The 19,192-nt window shown below is 46.0% G+C and carries 14 protein-coding genes; 5 read left to right on the top strand and 9 right to left on the bottom strand.

Annotated features, from left to right (window positions below):
* The first annotated feature begins 157 nt into the window (after positions 1-157).
* Complete coding sequence (locus LC073_RS20190; RefSeq protein WP_226649234.1) at positions 158-904, top strand: amidohydrolase family protein; 747 nt, start codon at positions 158-160, stop codon at positions 902-904.
* Between the two features lie 84 nt (positions 905-988).
* Here LC073_RS20190 and LC073_RS20185 read toward each other — a convergent pair whose 3' ends face one another.
* The 3 genes from LC073_RS20185 to LC073_RS20175 all read right to left on the bottom strand — a co-directional run bounded on the left by LC073_RS20185 (position 989) and on the right by LC073_RS20175 (position 4,937).
* Complete coding sequence (locus LC073_RS20185; protein ID WP_226649233.1) at positions 989-2,377, bottom strand: MFS transporter; 1,389 nt, start codon at positions 2,375-2,377, stop codon at positions 989-991.
* A 165-nt stretch (positions 2,378-2,542) separates the two neighbouring features.
* Positions 2,543-3,607, bottom strand: a complete 1,065-nt coding sequence (locus LC073_RS20180) for a LacI family DNA-binding transcriptional regulator (RefSeq protein ID WP_226649231.1) — start codon at positions 3,605-3,607, stop codon at positions 2,543-2,545.
* Positions 3,608-3,683: 76 nt separating this feature from the next.
* A complete protein-coding gene (locus LC073_RS20175) occupies positions 3,684-4,937 on the bottom strand; it encodes an MFS transporter (RefSeq protein WP_226649229.1) in 1,254 nt (417 codons plus the stop codon).
* Positions 4,938-5,306: 369 nt separating this feature from the next.
* Between LC073_RS20175 and LC073_RS20170 the strand changes: the two genes are divergently transcribed.
* Together LC073_RS20170 and pgmB are read left to right on the top strand one after the other, a co-directional pair.
* Positions 5,307-7,718, top strand: coding sequence for a glycoside hydrolase family 65 protein (locus LC073_RS20170; RefSeq protein ID WP_226649227.1), 2,412 nt, complete (start codon positions 5,307-5,309; stop codon positions 7,716-7,718).
* A complete protein-coding gene (gene pgmB, locus LC073_RS20165; protein ID WP_226649225.1) occupies positions 7,715-8,386 on the top strand; it encodes a beta-phosphoglucomutase in 672 nt (223 codons plus the stop codon). Before LC073_RS20170 ends, pgmB begins: the two co-directional genes overlap by 4 nt.
* Before the next feature lie 523 nt (positions 8,387-8,909).
* Here pgmB and LC073_RS20160 read toward each other — a convergent pair.
* From LC073_RS20160 to LC073_RS20135, 6 genes are all read right to left on the bottom strand, one after another.
* Positions 8,910-9,902, bottom strand: coding sequence for a hypothetical protein (locus LC073_RS20160; protein ID WP_226649224.1), 993 nt, complete (start codon positions 9,900-9,902; stop codon positions 8,910-8,912).
* 156 nt (positions 9,903-10,058) lie between these two features.
* Positions 10,059-10,466 (bottom strand): PaaI family thioesterase, encoded by a 408-nt coding sequence (locus tag LC073_RS20155; RefSeq protein ID WP_226649222.1) that lies wholly within the window; start codon positions 10,464-10,466, stop codon positions 10,059-10,061.
* A 76-nt stretch (positions 10,467-10,542) separates the two neighbouring features.
* Positions 10,543-11,562: a hypothetical protein gene (locus LC073_RS20150; RefSeq protein WP_226649220.1), complete on the bottom strand. Its 1,020-nt coding sequence runs from the start codon at positions 11,560-11,562 to the stop codon at positions 10,543-10,545.
* A gap of 28 nt (positions 11,563-11,590) precedes the next feature.
* Positions 11,591-12,964, bottom strand: coding sequence for a nucleotide 5'-monophosphate nucleosidase PpnN (gene ppnN / locus LC073_RS20145; RefSeq protein WP_264190728.1), 1,374 nt, complete (start codon positions 12,962-12,964; stop codon positions 11,591-11,593).
* 537 nt (positions 12,965-13,501) lie between these two features.
* Positions 13,502-14,335, bottom strand: coding sequence for an alpha/beta hydrolase (locus tag LC073_RS20140; RefSeq protein ID WP_226649219.1), 834 nt, complete (start codon positions 14,333-14,335; stop codon positions 13,502-13,504).
* A gap of 435 nt (positions 14,336-14,770) precedes the next feature.
* On the bottom strand, positions 14,771-17,050 hold the full coding sequence (locus tag LC073_RS20135; RefSeq protein WP_226649218.1) for a TonB-dependent receptor: 2,280 nt from the start codon (positions 17,048-17,050) through the stop codon (positions 14,771-14,773).
* 395 nt (positions 17,051-17,445) lie between these two features.
* On the opposite strand from LC073_RS20135, the gene LC073_RS20130 reads away from it, so the two are divergent.
* Complete coding sequence (locus tag LC073_RS20130; RefSeq protein WP_226649216.1) at positions 17,446-17,802, top strand: hypothetical protein; 357 nt, start codon at positions 17,446-17,448, stop codon at positions 17,800-17,802.
* Between the two features lie 6 nt (positions 17,803-17,808).
* Positions 17,809-19,029 carry a phytanoyl-CoA dioxygenase family protein gene (locus LC073_RS20125; protein ID WP_226649215.1) on the top strand — a complete coding sequence of 407 codons (1,221 nt, stop codon included), beginning with the start codon at positions 17,809-17,811 and terminating at the stop codon, positions 19,027-19,029.
* The last annotated feature ends 163 nt before the right edge of the window (positions 19,030-19,192 follow it).

Here is a 19,192-nt window from a genome sequence, read left to right as displayed (position 1 = left end):
TTTTCTGCAGCGCGGTTTTATACATATAGCCTGGAAAGTTTAAAGTTTGACCTATTTAATTTTTTTTGCTCTGATTTTTTAGTGAGCACAAGATCAACAGAAGTTTTTAGCCTCTTATTCCGCTTATATGTAAGATATTATGCCAAGAAAAAAAACTATGATTTTCGATAGCCATTTCCATATCATTAGCCCTGGATTTCCACTTTATCCAAATCAAGGCTTCACACCTAATTTCTTTACTACTGCTGATTATTTATCAAGACTGAAGGGATATGACTTAATAGGTGGCTCAGTTGTTTCCGGATCCTTTCAGAAACAAGATCACACTTATCTCAAGGACGCACTGGCCAAGCTTGGCAAAAATTTCGTCGGCGTGATACAGCTTCTAGCCGATACCGATGATGAAACCATTCTGGCATTAAACGCCATCGGCGTCCGGGCCGTAAGATTCAATCTAAAGCGAGGTGGCTCCGAGGAAATAACAAAAATCAAAAAATTTGCTCGTAGAATCTATGAATTGGCCAATTGGCATGTCGAGCTTTATGTTGATTCAACTCAGCTTGAACCTCTTGTACCCACCCTACTTGCGCTACCCTGCGTCTCAATTGATCACTTCGGACTAAGTAAAAGTGGTCTCAGGTTCTTGTTGTCACTCGCTGAGAAAGGGGTAAAAGTGAAAGCCACTGGCTTTGGACGCCTTGATTTCGATCCAGCTACCGCCATTACCGATTTTTACAAAGCAAACCCTAGCTGTCTGATGTTTGGTACGGATCTGCCTTCCACAAGGGCGCCAAGACCATTTAGAGACGAAGATGTAACGTTGATTAAAGAAACTCTGGGTGAACCTGGGGCTAGCAAAGTTCTCCGAAAAAATGCTCTGGCGCTTTATCTTCATCGTAAGTAAGGAGGGGACCTTTAGGGAGAGGATATACTCCTTTCAGAATCACTTCGGGAAGTGCTGCCTAAGATAAGCGCACCTTTTAAGGCTTTACTCTTCAACCCTCTCCTGAAGTACCTTGCCGCTCACAAACAAAATAGACACAATGAGTGATGCCAAGGCCAGATAAGCATTCACTGTGAATGCCCGATCAATTCCGGTTGAGATATCCGGCGCCATAGCTACAATTGTGGTGTTCATCCCCAGTCCCATTGCGCCTCCTGCAATCTGAAACATATAAAGAATCGCACCGGCAAGGCTGGCTCTGGCAGGGTCAACAGCGGTAATCGCTGCGGTTGTGATAGTTGGAAAGAAAAGACTAACTCCAGCACCAAGAATAATTAAACCTGGAATTAGCTGAATGTAAGGGGAGCCTTTATACAGATGCGATAATATAAACATGGATAGACCCATAAGTAGTACTCCCATTGCCACCATCAGCCTAGCTCCAAGTTTTTCATACAAGCTTCCAGTGATAAATGAGCCTATACCCTGCACAATCATCATAGGTAACAACCCCAAGCCAGCATATATTGCAGAGTAGCCATGCACCTTAGATAAGTATTGGGGAATGAAAAAAAGTACAGCGAAAAATATTACGGAGATGAGTAAGGTGGTAATCCCAGCAGCAAAGAACCTATAATTTCTGACAATATCCTTCGGTATCAACGCATCCAAGCTGTCTCGCCTCTCCACCAAAATAAACAATCCAATAAATATCAGGAAGATTGATACCAAAGTAATGACCAGAGGGCTTTTAAGCCCAATATCTACTGCAAGATCCAATGCGACAAGAAGTCCAAACAAGGCTATCGATAAGGTGGCGACTCCTAGGTAGTCAATTTTTTCTTCGACCTTATCAGCACTATCGTAAGGAATCGCCTTCCAGCATATCAAGCAAGCAAGTATAGCTATAGGAACATTAATAAAAAATATCCAGCGCCAGCTAAGCCAGTCAGTCAAGGCCCCACCAACCAAGGGTCCAATACAATTGGAAAATCCACACACAGCAATAACCAGTCCTCCGGCCAGACCCGAACGATCTGCCGGCATCATTCTATAGGTCATACCGAGAATTGCCGGCCACATGAGCGCACTGCCGACCCCCATCAAAGCTCTGGCACCTAGTAACATCCACATATCAACGGCGAGCCCACCGATAAGAGAGAAAAAGACAAAGATTGCTGATCCAATAAAGAAGATTTTCCGTCGGCCAAACATGTCTGCCAAACGGCCGCCACTGATAATCATCACCCCAAAAACCAGGGTATAACCATTCATTACCCATTGGCCCGTGGTGATATCAGAATTGAACTCCTTCTCCATGGAAGGAATGGCTACAGAAAAGGCGGTGATGTCGTTGGCGATCAGAAATATCGCAAAGCTCAATGCCATTAATCCAAGCAATTGGCTTTTTGAAAAAGGGATCCTGGATTCCACTATTTAACCCTGCCAAGGGCCCGCTCTTGGCAGGCAAATAGAGAAAGGTGTCCTGACAGTTTGGCCCATTAGGCCAAAGGGCAGCGGTCGGGATGGTAGATTGGTGTGCTAGAAAGGCCAAAGGAAAGAAGAGAAAGCAGCTCCGCTGCGGGAGCTGCGAGAGATTTACTGCTGATTGTATTCCTGGATCGGCTGATAGCCAGGATTAGCACCACAGGAAGAACGCACTACCAGTTCGGTAGGTAGCACTTCGGGCTCAGCGGTTTTATCACCGATCAATTGCATCATTTTCTCCACCATCAGCTCACCACCACGCTGGATGTTCTGACGCACGGTAGTTAAGGGAGGCGTATAGAAAGGCGCGATGGGAATATCATCAAATCCAACCACGGCGACATCATCGGGTACTTTGTAACCCTGACTCTGTAAGGCCTTGATGGCACCCATAGCGATGCTATCACTTGCTGCGAAGATCGCATCGAAGGTCAAGCCCTCAGCTTTTAGTAGGTCTGCAATGGACTGGTAGCCACTTTCACTAGAGAAAGAAACCTTGATTTGGCGCGCACTAATATCAAGCCCTTCTTCGGCAAGCGCGGCTCTGTAGCCCTCGTAGCGCCCGTGAATCTCAGGGTGTTCAGTATCACCCAGGAAGATGATTTTGCGGCGGCCCTGCTTGAGTAGATGCTCGGTAGCTTGTCGCCCTCCCATCGGGTTGTCACTACTCACGATACAGTAATCAAGGTCTGGTTTGGCAGTGCCTCCCCATACCACCAAGGGATCGCCCTGGCGCTGTAACTCACGTAGTGGACCATCATTGATACCCTGACCAATTACGATCACGCCATCGGCACGTCGAGAGCCCATTAAATAGGCATGCCAGTCATCACTTGTGACGATGCGATTGGAGAACAGCAGATCGTAGCGGTGCTCGGCCAGGCGATCGGCAATCGCACCAATCATGTCCAACATAAAAGGGTCGGAAAAGGTCTGGCCCCCGGCGCTACCGGTATTGATCACCACAGAAATGGTATGACTGCGCTTTAAACGCAGATTGCGTGCACTCTCGTTGATTTTGTAATTCATACTGCGCGCAATCTGCTGTATACGCTCCCGAGTCTTTTCATTGATCAGCGGGTTGTTATTCAGCGCGCGGGAAACAGTGGATTCAGAAACTCCCGCCAGCCGTGCAATATCGGACATGGAGACAGGAGAGGAGGAATCCTTAGGCATGCGTACTTCACCTTGTTCGCGGGAAATACGCCATCTTAGGCGTGCTACAAGAGTTTGTAAAATTGGCGCTGCCAACTCATGCCGTAAGTTTGGCAGAGATTTCAACAGTCCCACCTTCCACCGCACGTCGAAAAAAGTACAGGCTGATCAGAATTACCGAGATCGGCACCAGTGATAAGTAAAAGGCCACCTGGCCATCAAAGGCTTCAAAAACTGAACCCGTAATCAGCGAACCGGTGGTGCCCCCCAGCGCTGAAAAAATCACCAGCAGTCCAGTCATTGCCGAATGCTGATGAGTAGGTAGTGAGCTCAGTATCACAGAGTTTATTGCCGGATAGATTGGAGCCATAAACAGGCCTATAAGCGGCAAGATAAAGGCCGCAATCGGTGCGTTGAACCAGTTGATATCCGAGTTGGTTTGAACATCACTCGATAGAGGCAGGGTCAGCACCACAAGCAGCGCCATTGCCATCAGGCAGACGTTCAGCACCGGATACCAGTGTAAACGCCGCATAATGGCCCCAGCCCCCAAGCGACCCAAGGCGAGTCCTGCAGCAAAAATACTGGCGGCCTGGACACTCATCGCTGCCGGCAGCTTCAAAATCTCATTGTTAAACGTGGGCAACCAACTGCCGATGCCCTGTTCGATCAACACATAGATAAAAACTGAAATTACATAGATGTAAACCAAAGGCTTGGCCATCAGTTTTATCATCGCCCAGAAATCCTGCCGTGGACTAGCACCCTTAACCCGGGTACCCGACTCATCCATATTTGTCAGTAACAGCAAGATAAAGGCAAATAGACAAATCGCAGCCAACACCCAATAGATACTCAGCCATGCAGTGGAACCCGGATTAGCCGAGTCAATAAAGGCACTGAACAGCCAATATCCAGCGAGAACCCCCACCATAAACACCCCCTCAAGGGTATTCACCATACTCGCATGCTCTTTTGGCCCTCGGGTCAATAGGCCTACAGTTGAATAGACTGCGACCTTCACCAAGGCAAAAGCAACTCCCACCGAAAGGAAGAGTAGTTTTGCTGTCCAGAATCCTGGCAATAGGGGCATGGCGATACAAGCCGCGGTAACAATGGCGAGGCCCATCAACATGGCCCGCTTAAAACCGAAACGCGGTAATTGCGAAGCCACCAGGAAAGACACGATACCGATAGGAATATCCTTAAAACCTTCCAATACACTGGCTGCAGATTTACTCACGCCGTAAGTATTAATCACCTGCAATATCACAGTGCCGACACTGTTCAAGAGAATGGCGAATACGAAGTAAATGGCGAAAAGGGAAAGTAGTATGCGCTGGTTGTTCATAAGGAAATCTTTATCGGTCTTTGGCTCAGGCGTACAGCCGTACCAGTCTGTTATTGTACATTTTTCGATCTCTTGGTATGGGCTGATAACTGTGAATTTTCAGGCCCCCAGAACCTAGCAGTATGACTCACTCCCCCAATAATGCAATCGTTTGCATCTTTTCACCTTATTGAAGAGAGACCATTCAGGCTGTTCCGGTCAACCAGGAAAGTTGGCAGTTAATATAAAAACTAAAAAAACTATTATTATCAGTCAGTTAAGCTTTATTTACATTACCAGATAGGACTTAACGAAGGCACAAGAAAATTCCACACACCAAATTTGCAATCGATTGCATTTTAGTGTGTACAAGAGATAGACTGAAAGCAGTTGCCAGGAGTACTAACCACTTCGGCAAAGCGCCTAACCCTCGGTTTTTATGTCAGTGGTATGAAGAAAGAACAACAACATAAACTTGAAATTCACCCCTGGGGCCTGCTGGAAAGTGTGTTCCAAGCGAGTGACTACCCTCTTAACGCCACCCTCTTCTCGCTGGGTAATGGTTTTATTGGCGAGCGCGGCACCTTTGAGGAGGGCTTTGATCCCGAGCCCTTTTCCGATGGCTGTTACCTCAATGGAGTCTATGCCAGTGAGCCTATCCGCTACGGCGAGGCCGCCTACGGATATGCCCGTAATAATCAGCGCATGCTAAGAGTACCGGACGGTAAGGGTATACAAATCTGGATTGAGGGCGAGCGTTTCAGCCTGGCGCAGGGTGAACTACTCGAGTATGAACGCTATTTGGATATGGCCGGCGCAACCCTTGAGCGCCGCCTCACCTGGCGCTCGCCACTGGGGAAAACCATTAGCCTCAAAACGCAGCGCCAGATCTGCCTGACAGAAAAACACCTACTGATCATCCACTTTGAAGTCACTCCACTGGATTTTGATGGGGAGATACGCCTGCTAACGGGTCTGGATGGCAATCTCGACCAAGCTGAGCGCAGTGATGACCCACGCCTTGCCTCCCCTATCGATCAAGGGGATATCCAGTGGCTGGATAATGCCGCCGATGCTGACTACTTGGCACTGCCACTCTCAGTCAAAAGCAGTGGCTTTGAAATTCGCTGCGCAGCCATACATCGGCTACAAGCGAGTGCGGGCCACACAATAACCAATCAACACCATGAAAACCACGTAGCCACTGAATACCACTGCAATGCCCAGCGGGGCAAGCCCATACGCCTAACCAAATACCTAGCCTACTTCGCCGAGCAGCATGCCGAGCCGATTGAGCCTGGGGCTCTGCGTAAGTACCTGGAACTTTGCGCCAATAAAAGTTATGCCCAATATGCCAAGGCACAGCGCGCAGAAATGGATGTGTTCTGGCAAAAATCCGATATCCAGGTATTTGGCAACGACAGCTTGCAGCAGGGCATCCGCTTCAATTTGTTCCACCTGTTCCAATCCCTGGGCAGGGATGGACGTACGAATATCGCTGCTAAAGGGCTCTCGGGAGATGGTTACGACGGCCATTACTTCTGGGATACAGAAATCTATATATTGCCGTTTTTTCTCTACACCCAGCCCAATATGGCCCGCCACCTGCTGGAGTATCGCCACTCGATTCTGAATGCGGCTCGCGCCCGTGCCCGAGAGCTGGCGATCAACAAGGGCGCCCTCTTTCCCTGGCGTACTATTGGCGGTGAGGAGTGCTCTGCATACTACCCTGCCGGCACTGCCCAGTTTCATATCAATGCGGATATCGCCTATGCAGTGCGCCACTACAGCCGAGTCACTGGCGATACGGAGTTTCTGCGGGAAAAAGGGGCGGAGCTGGTTATTGAGGGCGCCCGACTGTGGATGGAAATCGGCCACTTCAACCCTCGCCGCAACAACCAATTTTGTATTAATGAAGTCACTGGCCCAGATGAATATACCGCGTTGGTAGATAATAACTTCTATACCAACCTGATGGCACGCACGCATTTGGAATACGCTGCAGAGGTATACCAATGGTTGCAATCCTCTGATCCAGAAGCCTGCCTGGCCTTGGCCCAACGTATCCAACTGGGCTCGCAAGAACCAGAGCTTTGGACAAAAGCCGCAGAAGCCATGTACCTACCCTACGACCAATCCCAAGGTATCCACCCGCAGGATGATGGCTTCCTCGATAAGCCAGTGTGGGACTTTGAGCAGACACCGGCAAATCATTACCCCCTGCTACTGCACTACCATCCACTGGTAATTTATCGACATCAGGTTTGCAAGCAGGCAGATGTAGTCTTGGGACTATTGCTCGAAAGTTCCGAGTTTTCCATCGAACAAAAACGCCGCGACTTCGACTTTTACGAACCACTCACCACACACGATTCCACCCTATCCGCCTGCATCCACAGCATTATTGCCAGCGAGGTGGGATACCCGGAAAAAGCGCTCGACTACTTCCAGCAAGTAGCACGAATGGACCTGGACAATCACCACAATAATACCCAGCACGGTATCCATACCGCCTGTATGGGCGGCACCTGGATGTGCATGGTGCAGGGCTTTGCCGGTATGCGCTTACAGGCTAGCGAATTGAACTTCACACCCTATGTACCCGAGGGGATGGACGGTTACCGCTTCCGTCTGCAATTCCACAATCGCACCCTAGCAGTGGAAATCAATCGTAGTACTGCCAGCTATACCCTGGAAAACGGCGAGCCCATCAACCTACACCACGTCCATGAACCTGTATTTCTCACAGCAGGAGAAACCAAAACCTTTGAAATAGCACAGCCAGTGGAGGTAACACCGTGATTTATCGTGCTGCAATATTTGATCTGGATGGAGTACTAGCCGATACCGCACGGCTGCATTTGGCAGCATGGCGCCAAGTGGCTCAAGAGCTCAAACGACCCTGGGCTGAAGATACCAGTGAAAATCTCAAAGGGCTGGAGCGCATGGCTTCACTAGAAGTGATTCTTGGGGAAGAGCGCGATCAGTTTAGTGATAGGGAAAAGATTGATCTGGCCAACACAAAGAACCGCTATTATCAAAAGCTGATTCGCAGCTTATCTCCAATAGACCTACTGCCGGGTGCAGGGGAGCTTCTGGCCTGGCTACATGAGAAACAAATCCCCATTGCCCTGGCCTCAGCCAGTAAGAATGCGCAGGCCGTTTTACAAGCATTGGAGATATCACATTACTTCTCAACAATTGCCGATCCAGAGCAGTCCGCACCTAAACCCTGCCCGGATATTTTCCTCGCAGCTGCGAAAGGCCTACAAGTTGAACCTGAACTCTGTGTTGCCTTTGAGGATGCCGTTGCCGGGGTCTCTGCCATTAAAGCGGCACAGGGAATGATTGCTATCGGCGTAGGCAGTGAAAACTCTCTAAGGAATGCCGACTATATTGTATGCAGCCTAGAAGATTTCAACCCCAGGGACTTCTTTCTCTCAGCGATTAGAGCAGCGGACGTAAGTTAGAATTCCTTAGGCAAGCCACATGCTGTGGTAGTTAATGTTCTTTTAGTGTGCTTACTGCCTCACAACATGGCACTATCTATTAAGCTTTCTATTTCGTTTTATCCGTTTTATCCGTTTTATCCGTTTTATCCGTTTTATCCGTTTTATGAGAAGCTAAAAACGGATAAAGCTCGTCCCATAACACTTACCCTACGAAACATCCGCTTTACATAAGATTTTTCTTTATAATTAACGAGCGCTTACATTTCGCGCGAAAATAAGCCCAACCAACAAGTGCCCGAAAAACAAGGCGGTGAGCAATATAGAGGCCGAAAACAAATCCATCCATAGCGCAAAGATCGCGTAAAAATGAGCCGCCATCAGAAGGATCCAACTACAGTGGCCCAGACTCCCTAAAAATTTACCATGTACCTTGGCAAAGTTATTAACGCCCAATCCCCACGCAAAAAAAGCCCAAATTAGGGCCCAACTAATAATAAAAGTTAATGCTATATTAATTAATATACCCAACATATCTATTGAATCAACCATCTTGTTCAGATAGTGCTAAAGCAATGTTTCTAATCGCTTGCTCCATGGATACCTCTCCATCCAAGTAAGGCATCCAATATTGGTCTAGGAGAGACTTATAATCCCAGGAGCCAACATAGAGCCCTTTCATTTCCGCATAGGGGATATAATTTTTTACATCTTCAGATATCTCACTCTTGACGACCTGTCCAACGGTATAAAACTGGATTGGATGCCATATACCTTTCTTATCATCTAGCCCCAATGGATTAAACTCTTTAGCGATGATCTTTTGTAGCTTGCTTTCCCTCCTTACCGCATTAGCATGAGAGATCTCATGAAAAAACATTTCCAATGCGAACCAATCTGCATAATCTGGGTAAGTACTATTGATAATAGTCTGAAAGTTTCTCCCTGAGGTGGTTGCACCCTGTCGCATACCAGGTTTATAGACAACATTTACTGTATGTCCTTTAACTATCAATTTTTCACCGAATAGACTTTCGAGTCTGTCAAAAATACTATCCCCATAGACATCCAGCTTTACCCTTAAGCTCTGGACCCATTCAAGATTGCTTTCCCTATGATGCCCCCAAAGAGTCTTATCATAGATCGTTGAAGGTGCCTGAACATGATCATATAAGGCATTATTTGCTGGTTCAGTACCGTTAGCATCACCACCTAAAATCATCGCTGTTAAATCTGCCATTTCATCATTGGACATAATGATATGAATATTTCGATCGGCTCCCTGTTTTATATAATCCCTAACAGCAGCATCAAAAAGATGTAGCTCATTATCGGAGATCTCCCCCTCCTTTTTGAAGGTAGTATAAAAATGCTTATCTCTTGCCAACTCATATAAAAAGAGATGTAAATTCAACAAAGGTTCACTTTTAAAACTCACTGCTCGCCAACTATCCATTTTGTTATCTGGCTGATCGTGTGCAAGAGCTGGGAAGACTGAAGAAGTTAAAACCAGGGTAAGTAATAAATGACGAACCATCAGAAAGCACCAACTAGTTATAGTTTTAAGGCAAATAAAGAGGTTGATTTTTACAAACCATCCTCTTTTGATAAGCGTTGAATATAACTTTCAGGCAGAGCTCTTTGCAAATAGGTACAATTGCTCAAGTTATGGATAGAGAATCACCTTCAGAATTTACGGATATAAAATCAATTGAGTACAACGAAATATGGCTAGTTTTTTTCCCGTTTCCTTACAAATCACACAAGCGTCCCAAACCTGAGTGGTTCGCCCCTTATGAACAGGTGTTGCGGTACATGAAACAACGCCATCACGTACCGTCCCCAGATGATTGGATTTAAGTTCAACGGTGGTAAAACCAGAGGCCTTTTCTGGCAAGTTTGCCAAACAGCCAATCCCACAAGCCGTATCGGCTAAAGAAACAACACTACCAGCGTGCAAATAGCCATTTGGTGCCAAGTGAGACTCTGCGACACCCATTTCTGCCTTTACCTCCCCCTCTGCAACCTTAACAAGCTCAATACCGAGAAGCCCGGGAAATTTGCTTTTACAGACATTGTTATAATAGCTATGATCCTTCATTATTATTCCCTGCCAAACATTAACAACCAAAATTAAACCGTTAACACACTATCAATAACTTACAATATTACCAATCTCAATTTCTTTGGTTTTTCACAATCTCAAACAAAGATTCTTCAACGAGCTTTTCAACCACCTCGGTGATAAAGGTATGGCATAGTGTATCCCGTGAGGGGCCAGCATATTTTGGATCATGCAAAATCACATGAATTAAAGCTATATGGGGTTTCCAACCTACTTTTAGAAAGGCTCTTTCAAGCCCTAAAATATGGACTCCCCCTTCAACAGTCTCAACACCATTTACCCAAGATTTATACTCGGTGGAACCAGAATCTCCTAAAGCTGCAACCTGAATTTGTACCCCATTCTCTTTACCTTGAAAGAAATATTGGCGGGACGGACTCAGAGAACCTACGACAAGTGCTGAGTACCTTATATAGGCGAGATCCAACAAACCACGCTCCGCAAGGAACCTCTCACCCTGAAACTCAACAACCAGCCCAGGATAAAAATGAGCCAATTCAAATAATGTTTTCCTCATTGAAGGCATATCTGGAACCGGTACTTGAAAGAGCGTCTTGTCAAGAAAAAATTCAAGCTCTGTACCACTATCAGATACAATACAATCGATCTCACAGGGTGTCTGAATCGCCCCTTCACCAAATTCTTGTCGATAGATCCTGTGCCCATCTGAACTTATTACCTTAATATAATCAGAAGCCGCATTGATCACTGCCAACCCTAACCCACCAGAAAGAATATGTACATGTGGTGCATGATTATCGGCCGTTGGCAAATTATGACGATAAAGAAAATAAAATTCAGCCAAGCTTGCGCAGTGCTCAATAGGGGCAGGAGCATTAAAAGGAAGTCCTCTCCCATCATCGGACACCTTAATTACACTATCAAACACCTCAACCTTTACTTTAGTTGCATATCCCATCAAATATTGATCAATAGCGTTGGAAATCAGCTCATAAATCGCATTATTAACTGCAGATGAGCCGGTACCACCAAAGTACATTCCTGGTCTTTTCTTAACAGAAGTTGCTATTGGAAAGAACGCTAAGCCTCCAGCCCCCCCTTCATCCAACATAAATCATCCTGGAACATTTATATTATTTCTACTTAGAAAGCACCTTATAGCAAGGAATATACTCCTTGCCAGGTAACTTCATTCTTTGCTGATTCACAAAGGACTCCAGCATCACATCAATGCTGTGCATTATACCCGGATCACCCCGCAATTCATAAGGCCCATGTTTTTCCACCATGCGGATACCTTCGTCTTTCACATTGCCAGATACAACTCCGGAGAATGCACGTCTTAGGTTAGCCGCCAATAGATAAGGCTCCTGATTTTTATGTAAGGCAAGATTCAGCATGCTTTCATGGGTCGGCGAAAAAGGTTGCTGAAATTCACTAGTCACCTTCAGCTTCCAGTTAAAATAATAAGCGTCGCCAATCTCTTTACGATAGGATTTAACCTCATGTATCCCTGCAGCCATTTGCCTAGCCACTTCCTGCGGGTTATCTATGATGATTTGGTACCTTGAGCGCGCTTCTTTACCCAAAGTGGAAGCAATAAATTCATCGATACGTACAAAATATTCCGTAGCACCAGAGGGTCCAGTAAAAATAACTGGAAAAGGTTGATCCTTATTCTCTTCGTGAAGGAGTATTCCCAAGAGATAAATAATCTCCTCAGCAGTGCCCGCGCCTCCAGGAAAAACCACAATGCCATGGCCTGCACGCACAAAAGCCTCTAATCGCTTTTCAATATCAGGCAGAATAACCAGCTGGTTGACAATTGCATTTGGCGCCTCTGCAGCAATGATACCGGGTTCAGTAATGCCAAGATATTGACCATGTCGGTCGCGTTGCTTGGCATGACCTATCGTGGCACCTTTCATTGGCCCCTTCATGGCACCCGGACCACAACCAGTACAAATATCCAGATGTCGCAAGGCCAACTCATAACCAACTTGTTTAGTGTAATCGTATTCCTCAGATAAAATAGAATGTCCTCCCCAACACACCACTAATCTGGGGCCACGCACCCGATCAAAGGTACCGGCATTACGCATAATATGGAATACTGCATCGGTGATGCCTTGAGAAGATGTTAAATCATGTAGTGGGCTGCCGGTGATTTCACTATTTACATAAATTATATCTCTAAGCACCGCGAACAAATGCTCAGCGATACCGTTAATAATCTTTCCATCCACAAAAGCACTGGCAGGAGCACTTTTAAGTTGAAGCTTTATACTGCGCTCAGTTGGGACAACAGAAATATCAAAATTGGAATAGGTTTCTAAAAGCTCCTTACCATCATCCATATTACCGCCGCTATTAAGTACCGCCAGGGAGCAGTTCCGGAAGGTCTGATATTGAGAACCACGGCTTTCATTGCTAAGTCGATTAATTTCATACTTGGATAAAATATCGAACTGCCCTGTTGGTGAGACGTTTGCATCGATAAGATCTGTAGACATGCAACCCTCTTATTAGACTGGAACTTTAATCTACACAGCAAATACTGTGCAGTTGCTATAGAAGTGTAATCTAACATTATGATTACACTTATTTTTTTATTTCACACGTAGAAGCTTGGCTCTTTACTCAAAAATAATTGACGCATAATTGATCAATTTGGAAGGGCTAGGAGGCTGATTAGAACACCAAAATACCTCTATTCGAGCTCAAGACGTGAAGAGCATTGAATTGGCTTAAATTACGTCTTGTAACTTTGAAAACCTTAGGGGCATCTATGAGAAAGGCGGAATAAAATACACTACTCAAGGAAAACTATAAGTCACAGGAAATCATTGAGAATAACTAGAATCTTCTTACAGTCTGCCTGGAAAAAGTAATTTTTACGTCTATCTAATTGTATCAAGCTAGCCTAGATACACGAGCTTGATAGTTCTGGCTTGATCTGACAACGGCCGCTTCCAAGCCTTACTCTGCCAGATCAAGTAAAAACCTATACAAATCCAAGAGTTAACTGTCTTTAATGGCTCTTCAAAAAACTATTCAACTTTAGATAAAAGTTGATCCAGCTCTTCAAGCACAATCCACGGATCAGTTTCATCGTACAGATGCGAGGAGTATTTCATAATTACATGCTTGGTGTTGTCACTAATCTTGGAGAGTTCAATTTGCGATTGATCCCAAGTCCTGTTGTAAGCATCTACATCTGCGTAACTCATTTTAGTCTGGCGGATTACGGTATGTGGCAACCCTCTACTCATCACTGTGATTGGAATTTCCTGCTTTAATTCATAACGCTCTGGCTTTGATGCGGATTCTTCGAAATCTTCGAAGGAATGCTTTTCCTTTTCCCACTCCATTATCCACTGCATTGTTGCCCACCCCTCCTTGGATAAAGAAGACTTCAGGTTTCCGTACCAGGATTCATGGGCTGCATCCACAAATAGAAGGGCAGAGACCCTACTGGGGTTTTCATTCGCAAATGCCCTTGCCACTAAACCACCAAATGAATGGGCCACAAGAACTACGGAGTCCCATTTCTTAAACTCCACGAAAGACTTGAGCTCAGCTGAAAGCTCATCCATCGATCTAACTTTTGGAACCGCGTGCGCACTTTTTCCAGCTCCAGGCCGATCGTAGATACAGAGCATAAAATCATCAGACGAGAATTTATGAAAGGTATTTTTATAGGTACTATGCGCATCTAAACCCATACCTGAAACCATCAATACTACTTTTTTACCCTCACCTTCCTCTTTACAAAGATAGGAGATTGTATTCCCACCAATGGTAACAAACTCATAATTATGCTCATCCTGCGCCCAAACTGAGCAACAAAGAATACTTAGCAAAAATGCGGTGTAAATTTTCATAATCATCCTTGGAACCTATAGTTAATATTAGATTTACCGTAATTATCGGCACCCTAATCCTTGTTAAACCAGTAACCCCTGCCCCTCATTTGCCTGAATCAAATAACACTATTCACCCGACGCAGAAGTAGTTCTCAATACTGCACATTTAACTGAACAATATACCTCTCGAAAGAATAATTCGTACAACTTACCAATTTAGCTTGCAATATCTATAGTCACTATCCCAGAAAAACTTTCCTGGGGAAACCACTATAATGTTGGCTTTATAAAAGTATCGTTAATTGCTAAGGACAATAATCAATCTTAATAATGCTGCAAATTCGACCAAGTCGGGCACTTAAAGACAAATGGTAAGAAGGCAGGCATAAAAAAGCCGCACAAAAATAGTGTGCGGCAAAGCTCAGAAAGCCTATGGGAGAGGCTGGAGTCGAACTAGAAGTCGTAAGCGATACTTAACTTGATGTTTCGCGGCAGGATATAACGAACATTGGTTGCCTGAGGATCCCGTGGGTCTCCCTCGGTAATGCCCTCCTCATCGGTGAGGTTATCCAGTGCAAGCTGAACGGTAACATCGTTCAAGTAAGCCACTGCACCAAAATCTACTTTGGTATAACCCGGCAATGTCACCGAGTTTTTACTGTCATTGAAACGATCACCCACTCGGCTTACTCCACCAAACACCGCCATGTCAATATTGCTGATCGTGAAATCGTAGTTTTGGCTTAGGCGTACTTGGTACTCGGGCTGGCGCATTACCCGATTGCCTTTAAAGTCGCCATTGGTGATTTCAGGCTTCTGCAAAGTTGCATTCAGGCCCAAAGTGAAGTCCCCCCAGTGGGCCTTACCATCCAGCTCAAGGCCAAGAGCCTCTGTTTCCAAACGGGTACAAGTGGTACTGCCAATAATACAGTCGGGCATACCCTGGGTTTCGTTGTAGTAGAGTGTGGCAAACAACGAATAGTCTTGGTCTTGTAGTTTGTAGCCCAACTCGTATTGGTCGATATCGATAATCAGATCGGAGCCCATTCGGAAGCTCTCGCCAAACTCGCGATAGTTATCAAAGTCTGCAAATTTAAAGCCGGAGTTTACGCGGAAGAAAGTTCCCATATTCTCAGCAAATGCCCAATCTATCGCAGCGGTATACGCGGTACCCTCTTCATCAGCCTTGTAAGTAGTAAAAATACCATCACGCACACCATCATCTACTGAGTAGTTGGTTGCACGATTTGCAGATCGCACTCCCAAATCAAACGTGAAATCGCCTGAGTAAAATTCTCCCGCAATGTAGAAGGCGTTTTCGCGAGCATCACCCACCGCTTCAAGGTCGTAGCTCCAACAGAGAACGGGATCTAACTCTTCATCATCACAAGAAATATCCCCCGCAATTTGCTCACCATCGTGACCAAGCACAAAGTAGTTCTGGTTTCCGAGCGACCACCACTCATCACTTTCCCAGCTAGAGGTGTAGTAGCCCGTTGTCACCTTAAAGTCATCCCACTCTTTGGCTACACTGATATCGTTAGTCGTTGCCTCAATGTCCTTTCGAACGACCCAAGCTCCAAATTGTTGCAACAAGGTATTATCGCTGACCGCTGCCCCAGATACGGTGGTAGCGGAGGTAACGACTGTGCCATCGTTGTATCGCAAATCACTGGCTGAGACCATATGGCCATTGGGAACAAAACCCAGCGTGTCGGCACTACCGTTAGTCAAACCAAAACGCTCGGTAAGGCTCCAACCATTGCCCAGATCCAGCTCAAGATAAGCGCCAGCAATGCTGCCATCCCAGCCACGCCCCTCCCCCATATCGAAAGTTTCCCAACGTGTTTCTGAGCCACCATTCCCATCAGCTTGGGAAATTGGTACTGAAACCTTGCGGTTACTGGGGCCTACCTGGGTATAGTCGGTTGCCAGTAAGGAGGCATTTGGCAGGTACCAAGTACCGGTATCTTTTGTATCGCGAACATAGAAGCCGGCTTTGCCATTATCCATTTCTCTGGTTAGGTGCAGGGTAAACTGGTGACCTTCTTCAGCATCAAAACCAGCATCACGAACGCCAGGAGAAGAACTTATGTACCCCCCCATCATGTAGTAAACATCATCAGTGAGCTTACCGGTTAATAGGGCATCCGCACGCTGGAGGTCGTAGTCTGAGGTGGTGTACTTAAAGCGACCTTCAGTCTCTTCAGTTCCCTCTTTCAAGATAAAATTGGTAGTAAGGCCAGGCTGACCATTGGAGTAAACTGGATTTGGACCTCCGCGCAGTCCTTCTACCCGCTGAATAGTCTCATCCACACGGAAAAGAGAGGAATTTTCCAAAAAGGAAAGTGTTGGTGCCGGATATAGCGGCAAGCCGTTCATGGAAACCGTTACAAAGGGTGCATCACTGCCACCTGGAAATCCGCGGACATCAATGTTCGCACCAGACACACCACCGGAACTCTCAACCCAAAGGCCTGGTATTGACTTCAGGAGGTCAGCGGTACTCGACGGGGAGGCTTTACCGATTTCATCGTCACTCAAGGTTGTGATTGAAAAGCTGGCATCTAGTTTTTTTATTCCTGCGCCACCAGGGGTTCCCGTGGTTATCACCTCTTCTATCACCCTATCATCTGAAACCGGTGAAATAGCACCTTGGGCAACGGCATGCCCCCAGAGGCCCAATTGTATGGCACCAAAGGAAATGGCCAGCACTAGAGGTTTCCTCTTCATTAAACTCCCCTCTCATCGTCATTCTTATTGGATTTATGGAGTGTCTGATACCCACTTAAACTGCAATCGATTGCAATCTGGGTGGATATCTGTCCTGTGAGACGACACCTTTCGAGCACTATAAATTAGGCATGCAATCGATTGCAATATGCTTTCAGCGCCATTTTATGGCCATTTACTGGTTTTAGTCACACTTACTAAATATGTGGGCTTCTGCCAGATAACTTCACTCAGAGAGCAAACGTTGTTACATAGGCGAGGAAAGCTATTTATTACTTTGAAAGGGGCAAAGGCGTTTCTACAGTTTGGAAAAGCTACAAAGGGTGGGGGGGAGGCTTTTCATACCAAAGCTGGGATGTATGGAAAGAGCTATTACCACCAATCGAGGAACCAATATGACCAGTTCTTCCTGTCAACAGGCTGACAACCATTCCCATAAACACGGCCCCCATTGTGGGCATGCCGCCATTCGTCACGGAGACCATGTGTGTTACCTACATAATGGCCACCTACACCATCCGCACAGGGGCCACTACGATGAACATGTGCTGGAAGTGAGTAACAAGAACCCAGATGACTGCAACCCCATCAACAACAGCACTCACGCTACCCATATTCACGGAGAACACTGCGGACACGAACGTATCCCCCACGGCGACCATTTCGATTACCTGGTGGATGGACGTTTGCACCATGTCCATGGCGACCATTGTGACGATCACGGGCCTGTGGAAGTCATTCATGAGCAGTAGGCTAAAATGCCGAAAAACAGCACGCTGACGGAGATGCACAAGGAAGCTGGCACCCTCCAGGAACTGGCCCAGTTTCCCATTACCTGGGCCCAACGACTAAAAATAGTTGGGCTGTTAGTAGCCATAGGTTTTTATAAGCTATGCATTCTTCCGTGGAAGAAAAGGGAGCAACAAAAACTTTTTACCAATCTGGATCAGTTAAAAAATTTAACGATTGACCTCCCCAACCTATCTGCCACTCAACAAGACAACAAGTACTTCCTGAGTGCGCAGGAGCGCAAGTTCTTTACAAAAAACGGTTACCTACCCCCCTTTCGGGTAATTTCCAGTGAAGAGGCGAACGCATTAAAAGAGCTTGCTGTTCGGGAATATAAAAATGACTTCAGCGGCGTGTCCTACTTAGGAAAAAAAATTCGCGAAATAGAGAAAAAATACAATCGCTGGACAATTGAGTATGCAGGCCTGTACCAAGCCCTGCGGCTCAAACCATTTAGAGAGCTATTGCGAAAGCCTCAAATTGCCGAGCGCTTAGCAAGCCTGCTCGGTGATGAGATTATATGCTGGCGCACGCAGTTCTTCGATAAATTACCAGGCGCAGAAGGCACTGCTTGGCACCAAAATGCAACATTTCGCGAGGCGGGAAAATATGCAAAATTACAACCCACGCAAAAAACATCTCCTGCATTGATTCAACTGAATGCTTGGGTAGCCTTAAGCGATACTACCAGAGAGAGCGGTTGCCTACGCATTTTGCCTGGATCTTTCACAGATGCCAGAATTAATTACCTCTATGAATTTATCCCGGAAAATGAACTTTTCTTCTTTTCCCTATTGCCTTTTTCTCCTTCCTATCTCTATAGGCTAGGTAAAATTGCTCTATATGGAAGACTTTTTTATAAGAGCGCCGTTATTTTATTCAGTGCTGAAAAACTCCTGGGGGATAATTTTTTTGACCAATTCGAAGTAAAAGATTTGGAGATGAAAGCCGGTGAGTGCTTAATTTTCTCATCTCTAAATATGCACGCCTCCTACCCCAACACTTCCAGCCACGATGAACGCTTCTCTTTTGTAGGGCGCTGCACAGCTAACCATGTAAAAGTCGCCCCATATGGCAAGGACAGCTACCCAAGTCTTGAAGGACCTATAGAGTACACATTACCCAGGGTAAGCAGTTTCCAGGTTTATGGAAAGGACACCTATGGACTGAATAAAATTTTGGATGACTGACGTTGTCTCGCCAATAGTACTCAAGCATCTCAGAATAACGATGCAATCAGCAACCACCCGCACAGCGGGTGGTATGGTGAAAGCCCCCAGAGGGGGCTAGTTACAACCCCGCCAGTTGCATCTGCTCTTGGCGGCGCTCTTCAGCCTCTTGATTTTTGATGTA

The organism is Microbulbifer variabilis, from assembly GCF_020524905.1.
Taxonomy (GTDB): domain Bacteria; phylum Pseudomonadota; class Gammaproteobacteria; order Pseudomonadales; family Cellvibrionaceae; genus Microbulbifer; species Microbulbifer variabilis_A.
This window is presented reverse-complemented; position numbering and strand designations above follow the sequence as displayed.

Bases quoted from the DNA above. Each gene is read 5' to 3' on its own strand.
- LC073_RS20125 (WP_226649215.1), top strand. From the start codon at position 17,809: ATGCCGAAAAACAGCACGCTGACGGAGATGCACAAGGAAGCTGGCACC.
- LC073_RS20175 (WP_226649229.1), bottom strand. From the start codon at position 4,937: ATGAACAACCAGCGCATACTACTTTCCCTTTTCGCCATTTACTTCGTA.
- LC073_RS20190 (WP_226649234.1), top strand. From the start codon at position 158: ATGATTTTCGATAGCCATTTCCATATCATTAGCCCTGGATTTCCACTT.
- LC073_RS20180 (WP_226649231.1), bottom strand. From the start codon at position 3,607: ATGCCTAAGGATTCCTCCTCTCCTGTCTCCATGTCCGATATTGCACGG.
- LC073_RS20150 (WP_226649220.1), bottom strand. From the start codon at position 11,562: ATGTTGGATGAAGGGGGGGCTGGAGGCTTAGCGTTCTTTCCAATAGCA.
- LC073_RS20130 (WP_226649216.1), top strand. From the start codon at position 17,446: ATGACCAGTTCTTCCTGTCAACAGGCTGACAACCATTCCCATAAACAC.
- LC073_RS20160 (WP_226649224.1), bottom strand. From the start codon at position 9,902: ATGGTTCGTCATTTATTACTTACCCTGGTTTTAACTTCTTCAGTCTTC.
- ppnN (WP_264190728.1), bottom strand. From the start codon at position 12,964: ATGTCTACAGATCTTATCGATGCAAACGTCTCACCAACAGGGCAGTTC.
- LC073_RS20135 (WP_226649218.1), bottom strand. From the start codon at position 17,050: ATGAAGAGGAAACCTCTAGTGCTGGCCATTTCCTTTGGTGCCATACAA.
- LC073_RS20155 (WP_226649222.1), bottom strand. From the start codon at position 10,466: ATGAAGGATCATAGCTATTATAACAATGTCTGTAAAAGCAAATTTCCC.
- LC073_RS20140 (WP_226649219.1), bottom strand. From the start codon at position 14,335: ATGAAAATTTACACCGCATTTTTGCTAAGTATTCTTTGTTGCTCAGTT.